Origin of the sequence: Streptococcus sp. GMD1S (assembly GCF_000296875.1) — a bacterium.
Taxonomy (GTDB): Bacteria; Bacillota; Bacilli; order Lactobacillales; family Streptococcaceae; genus Streptococcus.
In genome coordinates, this window is record NZ_AJQY01000450.1 from 1 (window position 1) to 8,426 (window position 8,426).

The window sequence follows — 8,426 nt, forward strand, 5'->3', positions numbered from 1 at the left end:
AAGGGACCGGATGAGAACTATATTTCCTACTATACAATTGCCTATAGTATCGTCATGTTGATTGCCAGTGTCTTGAGTGGAGCTATCAACGTCAGTATTCCACGCCTTGGCTACTATCTCGGTAAAAAGGATTACAAGTCCTATAATTATCTCGTGAATCAAGCGGCATCCTTATTCTATTTCCTTATGGTTCCAACTAGTATCGGGATCATGATATTGGGACGGTACGCAACTGTTATTTATTCTTCTGAAAAATATCTTGAAGCGGGTATCGTAACTAGCGTCTTCGCTTTTCGTACCATCATTTGGGCTATAGAGTTGATTCTTGGTAAACAGATTATCTTTATCAACGACCATGAAAATCGCTTAACTGCCTTCTACTTCCTTGGTGGTGGGGCTAATATACTATTAAATAGCATCTTGTATTTCAATAATATTTTTGCACCTGAGTATTACATCGCTACGACCATTATCGCAGAAACTATCGTTGTTTTACTTGAAATTCATTTTATCAAGAAACACCAACTGATTAGTTTAAAAGAAATTTTTATAACCTTAACACGTTATAGCATTATATCCCTTGGTTTTATCCCAATCTTCTATATTTTCAAGATGATTTTCCAAATCAATTCCTACACAGTAAACTTCAATATGATTCTCATGGTTCTTTCTACCGTAGCAACTTGTGGTATCTATTACCTCTTGACCCTCTTTATCACCAAAGACAAAACACTCCACTATGCACTGAACCTTGTACTTGCAAAATTAAAACGAAATTAAAAAATCCCCTACTGATAAATTAGTTGCCAGTAGGGGATTTCTTCTTTATTCGTTTTCTTTCTTTTCAGAAGCGTTGGCTTCTAGATTTGAATCTTGTTTAGGTTGTTCAACAATAGAGGAATTAGCTTCTTGTTTCTGTTCTGGCTTGACTGCATCGCTATTTACAGCAGCAACAGCCTGTTTCCAGATTCCTTCTTCGTTTACTTTGTAACCATCAGGTGTTGTTGCGTTCTTCAACAAAGAACCATTAGCTTGGAAATAGTACCAATTACCATCAAGCTGTTTCCAACCCGTTTGCATAGCTCCTGATTCATCAAAGTAATAATGATCACCATTTACTTTATGAAGGCCAACCAACATGATGCCATCTTCAGGATTTAGATAATACCAGACGCCTTTGTCTTTTATCCAACCAGTTTTCATGGCTCCATTTGATTCAAAGTAACGGTAATGATTATCAAACCATTTCCAGCCTGTTTGCATGGCACCAGATTTGCTAAAGTAATATTGCTTACCATCTACTTGATGGAGGCCGACTAACATAACGCCTTCCTTACCTTCAAGATAATACCAGGCATCACCATCTTTCAACCAACCAGTTTGGAGTGCGCCAGACGTAGCGTAATAATGCCAAGAATCATTTGACCACTGCCATCCAACTTGCATAGTACCTGCAGAGCTGAAGAAATAGTTCTTACCGTCAATCTCTTTAGATCCTACAGCCATAATACCAGTTTCTGGATCCAAATAATACCATGATTCTTTATCTTTCAACCAACCAGTTTTCATAGCACCTGAGTTCGTATAGAAGTACCAGCTATTGTCTTGCCACTTCCAGCCAGTCTGCATGGCACCACTAGCATTCAAATAGTAACGAACACCATTTATATCTTGTCTGCCAGTTAACATGATGCCATCTTTATCCAGATAATACCATGTTTCCTGATCCTTGACCCAGCCGGTTTTCATAGCTCCAGAACTTGCAAAATAGTTCCAGTGACCATCAACAAATGCCCAGCCAGTTTGCATGATACCTTCTTGATTAAAGTAGTATGTGCTTCCATTGATATTCTTTTTACCGATGGTCTTTAGCCCATCCTCATCATAGAAATACCAATTTGAATCAATCTTTTGCCATGTTGAAGGCTTACCTGCTGTTTGGAGTGCACCACTTTCGCTAAAGAACATCTTCTTGCCATTATAAACTTGGTGTCCTGTTAGCATCTTCCCATCTGCCGCAAAGAGATACTTTTTCCCTCCAATTTCAGAGAGCTCGCTAAATCGTCTAGCACCATTTGATTGGATATAATACCAAGAGTCATCTAGTTTGAACCAACCACCAGTTTGCATTTTACCATTTTGGTTCAGATAGTAATCATTCCCTTTGGCATTTTCTCCCCAGTCGTCGTTAAGGTGAAGCCAGCGACCTGCTTGCATTTGTCCTTTTCCATTAAAGAAATAAGTGGCTCCGCCAATCTCTCTCCAGCCGATAGCCATTTCTCCGTCAGTCAAACGATATTTCCAATAACCATCTTCTTGATACCATTTTTCGTCAACTACAGGGATATTAGGGAAGGTATTTGAAACATTTGCAAATCCTTTATCGCTAATATCAAAAACGGTAGCGTCTTGAGTTTGGCTAGCAGCATGAAGAACCTGAATATTTTTCTTCTGAAGGTATTCTCTGGTTGAAGCAACATTAATATCTCCACCAGTTGTCTGAATAATCATTTTTGGTGATAAGTTTTCAAGGAAATTAATCGTATTTGAAATTGTCGCATCATAATGGTGGTTCCATTTCATCATATCAACCTTGCCGATAACTGGACCTAACTTATCTTCTGCTCCCTCGGCATTATCCAAATCTCCACCAAGATAGATTCTCTTTCCTGCCACAGTCACTACTGAAACAATGGAGTTGGAGTTATCATCTCGAACTTTTTTCAGATTCCCGTCAGCATCATATTCATTCTTATAGTTGTAGAGTTGAATATCCATATCACCTAATTTTAGGTGGCTATCCTCATCTGAAATATTCTGGATAAGAGTAACTCCTCGTTTTTGAGCTGCTCTCAAAGCATTATCATAATTGAAAAGATTATCCCATAGTCCCCAGTTTGCTGTGATCCGATCATCTGAATATTTTTTCAAATAAAACTTACCGACCTGATATCGATTGAGTATTTCGTCTGCTCCACCAATATGGTCACTATGAACATGAGTTCCTATAATAAAATCTAATTTTTTTACACCTATTTGATCCAAGTGGCGAATCAATCGATCCTCCAATACTTGATAATTTCTCATGGAAATTCCCCAGCGGCTTGGATAGCGTGGGTCACTCCCATCAGGGAAGTCATAGTCTTCACCCATATCAATCAAAGCATAGTGACCATTGCTTTCCAGAAGGATGGCGTCACTCCCAGATTTTGCTTTAGTATTTATGAAATGGATACGATTGCCCGAACCTGCTGAAATGGTATCTGCATTTACTCCTTGCGATAACTGAATCAGTAATAGAAAGACTGCGAGAACACTATAGCTGACTGATTTTAATAACCATTTATTTTTCACCTTGAAAACTCCTTTATCTTAACAATAAGCAACTTTTACTAATCTAATCAATCCAGTAGTTTTTATCCCCTCCTGGGACTTGTTGCTCAATAGGCGGTGGAGTCATATAGTTTTCTCCAAATTCGTAGACAAGTATTTCATGGTATTTTCTCGGAACCTTGACCACGATGTTTTCATAAGGCATATCAATCAAATCATAGAGCCATTCTTTTTTTATACCATTTGGATAATAAGGGTCATAGATAGTACAAGTAAGATCTGTTGCTTGATCTACACTATACTTCAAAGCAAGGCTCTCTAATTTTTGATTCCATAGCTGTGGGGAAGTTAAGCGGAAAATAGCTGATCCCATATAACGAGGGAGGTTTTTAAGTCCACCATTCTCAGACTTGATCCCTTTAAAATTCAAAGAAGAAAGGCGAATGAAATATTTGTAGAGCTTCATTTTCTTACGGTCACTTTCCTGTGTTACGACACCATCATATGGAAAAATGTCAACGCAAGTTCCCAATACGACCGTTGGGTCTACGAGGTTAGCATCTCGACGAGTCCTTACATCATAGACTCTCATATAACTGTATGGATATCCCTTTGTTTCTCTGAATGAAATCAATTTGTAGTAGGGATGATTTTCATTTTGTAAAACCTTATACAGTTTTTCAAATTCATCACGCGCCAAGGAAATATCTGTATCATCATCCCAAGGGATAAATCCTTTATGGCGTACAGCTCCTAGTAAGGTTCCAAAATCAATAAAGTATTTGATTTGATGTTGTTCACAAAGATCATGTAGATACTTTAAAATATCCAATTCTACTTGCTTGATTTCTTCAAGAGTTAAAGTTCTTTCAGACATAGGTTCTATTCTCCTAAATTTGACTATTTTTTTAAACGTTTCTTAATCCCAATCTCGTCATTTAGACCTTTTAACAATCTTCCATAATTTAAAATCATGATGAGATACTCTTTGTTCAACTGGTGGCAACTGCATATAGTCTCCGTAGTCTGAGGTCAAAATTTCATGATAGTTTTTCGGAATGGTAAATTCCTTACCTTCAAATATTCCAGTAGTAACTTGTTCCAGCCATTCACGTCTCCACACTGGTTTGTTCATATCCTTGTAGATAAGATAATCCACCTGCTCATAATCTGAGACTTTACGGGATTTTGCAAGCTCTTCAATCTGGGCAACGTATTTGTTTGTATTGGTGAAATAGAAAATAATAACTGACACATAACGTAGCAGTGAATTCAGTACACTTTTTGTATTGGTAATGCCTTTGAAGGTGTAGCAACTCAATTGACGTTTCTTTATCAGTTTCGTCATCTTGTTTTTAAATTGTACGTCATCCTCGTAGCCATCTACAGGGAAAATATCTACATAGATTCCCATATTCGAATCGATGCGAACATCTTCTTCTAGCAAGTAAGTATGGTTATCCTGCACTTTCATGAAGGGATAGACATAGTTGAGATTATTTTTATAAGACATAACTTCGTAACGTTCATCACGGTTAGCGATAAGGTAGTCTTGCAATTTTTCATAATCCTCTCGTAACATGCAGATATCCATGTCATCATCCCAAGGGATAAATCCTTGATGGCGAACAGCACCAATTAGACTTCCATATGCTAAGAAATACTTGACTCCAATTTTCTGACAAACTTCATGAATATACTCCATGATTCCAAGTTCCATCTCTTGAATTTCTTTAACATCTGTTACTTCTTGGTACCGAACTCCTTCATCTCGTTTGCAGACTACGAGTCCATAGCCAATCGCTAGCCAGAAGATGATATTAATAAAGTTGGTTGAATACATAATCTGACTTTCAAATAATTGACCAAACAAGATACCAAAGAAAAGAATCATGATCAATTTATCAGTATGTTTCTTGGAAACAATCAAATACGTTAAAAAGCGCTTGATGACATAAGCCAGTACAAGAAGGAAGGATACCAAACCTAGAACTCCCGAACTGACAAATATGGTCACAAAAATGTTATGGAAATTCCCACCAATAAGGGAGTTTTGAATCTCAAATTTACTGAAATATTCTGTGTAGTAATCTGGAACATTTCGTACACCATAACCAAAAATTGGTTTGGCACTTCCCATCTTGATGGCATTTTTCCAGATATAGGTTCTACCACTTGGTGTTGTTTCAATCAGATGGAGCTCACCGTTTTTCTTAGTAACAGACGAATCTGTTTCAGCATAGGATTGTCCTTTGTTTAAATCTAAGACAGTCGCAGTTTCAGATGAGATATAGATTGAAGTTACATAGCTTAATCCAATATTAGTTGCAGTAATCAGCAAACCAGCAACTATAAAAGTGAGGAATCGTTTAACGATACTTCCTCTAGTAGCAAAGAAACTATAGAGTCCAATCATGAGAAGTAAAGAAAGTAAGGCTCCTCGACTTTGCATCATAGCAAAGTAAACGAATTGAATCACATTGTTCAGTTTAAGATAAACAGAATATTTACTTCCTTTATGGATCAAATACATAGCCAAAATAATGCTAATGTATGAAAATATCGCACTAGCATTTGGATTGACAATCCCCCACAGACGGCCATTCATGACACCATAGTAATAAGATTGTTCGCCAATCTTAAATAGGATAAGGACTCTGCTTACCAATAAACCAAACGCAAAAATTGCTGAAGAAAAAGATACAATTTGAACCGTATAGGCAATCCAGTCAAATAATTTTTTAAGTTGCCCTGATTGTAACATGGTAAATAATAAAACATAAGTTACCATGAAGAGGATTTCAATCACATTTCCAATCAGATGTCCAGAGCGATTGAAAATAGCTGATAGCAGATGACTTCCAGCTAAGAGTCCAAATAAGGATAGAAATTTGCGATCTGCTGTGATTTCTTTCCACTTAAACAATAAGGTATAGCAAATATAAAGCACTACAATCGCTGACAATCCCTTGTAGAGGGGATTTGCTATCTTATAAACCAGTGAACTCATACTTAAAATCGAAATGAAAACAAATAGATACGCAATCCATAGTTTTGATTTTTCAAAGTATTCATCCATTTTTGAAAAATTCATTTTCAACTCCTTCTCATGATATTAGTTTTTTAATCCAACAATTTTCTTATATAGCCATGGAGAAATGACAAGTGAAAGGATCGCTACCTTGCGAAAAGTGGTGAAATAAGCATCTTTCCATATTTCGCGTCGATGCTGAACAATCCAAGTCCTCAGCTCGGCTTTCTCCTTTTGATACTCTTCACGTGAAGTAAAGATAATTTTATCGTAAACTGTGATGTACGACCAACATTCTCTGTTTATTAATTCGTATTTCAAATTAGGAAAGGCTTGTGAAACTTGAGCAATTATTTGCTGATAAACTTCTATTGTGTCAAATACATATCGATTAACAGATGTTGTTGCACTTCCCTCACGATGATCATAATAATAAACAGGTTTGTCAATAAAGACGCAACTACATCTTGTCTTTAGTAGCAATTCAGTTAAAAATAAGGCATCTTCAGCTAGGTGATATTTTGTATTAAACTTTTCATCCGCAAGCAGGTCTCTCTTAAACAGTTTTGCAACTGGAAAAAATGACGTTCTGGTAGTCATCAGTAGTTCCTTCATGGTTTCTTCTGTTGACCAGAGTTCTGTTTTTCCAGAATGTGAAGGTATATCAGTTACAATGCCGTTTTTGATATGGTGCAGAGGAGCAATTGCAAAGCCTACATTCACCCCTTCAACTGCACTTGCTAAAGTAGCTAGGTAATCCTGGGTAACGAAATCATCGCTATCAATAAAGGTAACCCAAGAACCCGTCGCTAGCTGAATTCCCATATTTCTAGCATTTGAAACACCAGAATTTTCGATATGATAAACCTTGATATTCTCATACTGAGATGCTAAGTGATCACAGATCTGTCCACTAGAATCAGTAGAACCATCGTTGATTAGGATTAACTCAAAATGGGCATAAGTCTGTTGAAGAATCGACTCCACACATCGCTCCAGATAGGCTTCTACATTGTAGACCGGAACGATAACGCTTATTTTTTCTCCCATCATGCTCCATATTCTCCCTTGTACTCTGTGTAGCTCTTGTCCATGTCTGCTATAATAGCATCATGATGCGGTACTTGCTTGTCTGCTGGTGGCGGTGTCATATAGTCCCCAAAAGCAGTGCTGAGATAGGCATCATAGCCGACTGGGATGGGCATCTCAGTTCCTTCAAATGGCAAGAAAAGATTGTCCTCAAAGGATGCGATTGGGTATTTGTTTCGCATGTAGCCGGGACCTGAGCATAATTCCGTAATTCCATCGCTCTCAGCCAGACCATACTTGGTCATTTCTTTTTCAGCTTTTTTCCAAATGCGATAACGTAGAGATTTTGGAGTCAGGCCGAGTAAGATGCGACTTCCCCATTTCATGACCGCACCATGCTTTTCTGGGATAGTTTGCGCACAAAAGAGTGAATAAATCAGGGCCCAACGAACCTGTTTCTTACGCTCAGCTGGATTTTTAGGATAATAATCCAATGGTAAAACGTCCAAGGCCAAACCGTGTGGCAAATCCAAATCCTTTTGATAAGGCTTGATACAAGTAGTTTCCTTGTCACGAATGGTAATAAAAAGGTTACGGTCTACAAAATCTTTGTTACTCTTTGACAAGAAATAACGCTCGTCTGCATAACGTGGCCACAGTTCTGCTAATTTTTCATAGTCCTTACGTGGCATGAAAAAGTCTAGATCATCATCCCAAGGAATGAAGCCCTTATTACGAAGGGCGCCAATGGCTCCTCCACCACAGAGATAGCACAACAAATCATGTTCTTTACAAAATGCGACGAAATATTCAGCCATTTCCAGACTACGAGCCTGAATCGCTTTCAAATCACTCATGTCTCTCCTCTTCTGTCCAATAACGAGTTATATCGTTTTATTATACCATAAAAAAGCCCTAAAAATCCATCAGATACTAAGAAAAATCAAAGCCTAAACCACTTTTTCACTTGTGATTCAAACTTTGATTTTTTTATAGTATTCTATCTCATTCCCATTTGGGCGAGTTTGGTCTG

The 8,426-nt window shown here is 37.6% G+C and carries 6 protein-coding genes; 1 reads left to right on the top strand and 5 read right to left on the bottom strand.

What is annotated here, in order from left to right:
• Nucleotides 1-780 (top strand): lipopolysaccharide biosynthesis protein (locus GMD1S_RS12510; RefSeq protein ID WP_000585577.1); only part of this gene is annotated, 780 nt, incomplete at its 5' end.
• A 45-nt stretch (nt 781-825) separates the two neighbouring features.
• Here the strand turns inward: GMD1S_RS12510 and GMD1S_RS11130 are convergent.
• Genes GMD1S_RS11130 through GMD1S_RS11150 form a run of 5 tightly spaced genes read right to left on the bottom strand, consistent with a single transcriptional unit; the run spans nt 826 to nt 8,250 of the window.
• The gene (locus GMD1S_RS11130) at nt 826-3,354 is read right to left on the bottom strand and encodes an MBL fold metallo-hydrolase (protein ID WP_000792511.1); all 2,529 of its coding nucleotides are present in this window, start codon (nt 3,352-3,354) and stop codon (nt 826-828) included.
• A gap of 43 nt (nt 3,355-3,397) precedes the next feature.
• Nucleotides 3,398-4,210, bottom strand: coding sequence for a LicD family protein (locus tag GMD1S_RS11135; protein WP_000004177.1), 813 nt, complete (start codon nt 4,208-4,210; stop codon nt 3,398-3,400).
• Nucleotides 4,211-4,267: 57 nt separating this feature from the next.
• Complete coding sequence (locus GMD1S_RS11140; protein ID WP_001011682.1) at nt 4,268-6,427, bottom strand: LicD family protein; 2,160 nt, start codon at nt 6,425-6,427, stop codon at nt 4,268-4,270.
• Nucleotides 6,428-6,448: 21 nt separating this feature from the next.
• On the bottom strand, nt 6,449-7,417 hold the full coding sequence (locus tag GMD1S_RS11145) for a glycosyltransferase family 2 protein (protein ID WP_000971797.1): 969 nt from the start codon (nt 7,415-7,417) through the stop codon (nt 6,449-6,451).
• Nucleotides 7,414-8,250, bottom strand: a complete 837-nt coding sequence (locus GMD1S_RS11150; RefSeq protein WP_001281444.1) for a LicD family protein — start codon at nt 8,248-8,250, stop codon at nt 7,414-7,416. Before GMD1S_RS11150 ends, GMD1S_RS11145 begins: the two co-directional genes overlap by 4 nt.
• Between the last annotated feature and the right edge of the window lie 176 nt (nt 8,251-8,426).

What these genes read in the sequence shown, in the direction of transcription:
- GMD1S_RS11150 (WP_001281444.1), bottom strand. Translation starts at nt 8,250, where the DNA reads ATGAGTGATTTGAAAGCGATTCAGGCTCGTAGTCTGGAAATGGCTGAA.
- GMD1S_RS11140 (WP_001011682.1), bottom strand. Translation starts at nt 6,427, where the DNA reads ATGAATTTTTCAAAAATGGATGAATACTTTGAAAAATCAAAACTATGG.
- GMD1S_RS11135 (WP_000004177.1), bottom strand. Translation starts at nt 4,210, where the DNA reads ATGTCTGAAAGAACTTTAACTCTTGAAGAAATCAAGCAAGTAGAATTG.
- GMD1S_RS11145 (WP_000971797.1), bottom strand. Translation starts at nt 7,417, where the DNA reads ATGATGGGAGAAAAAATAAGCGTTATCGTTCCGGTCTACAATGTAGAA.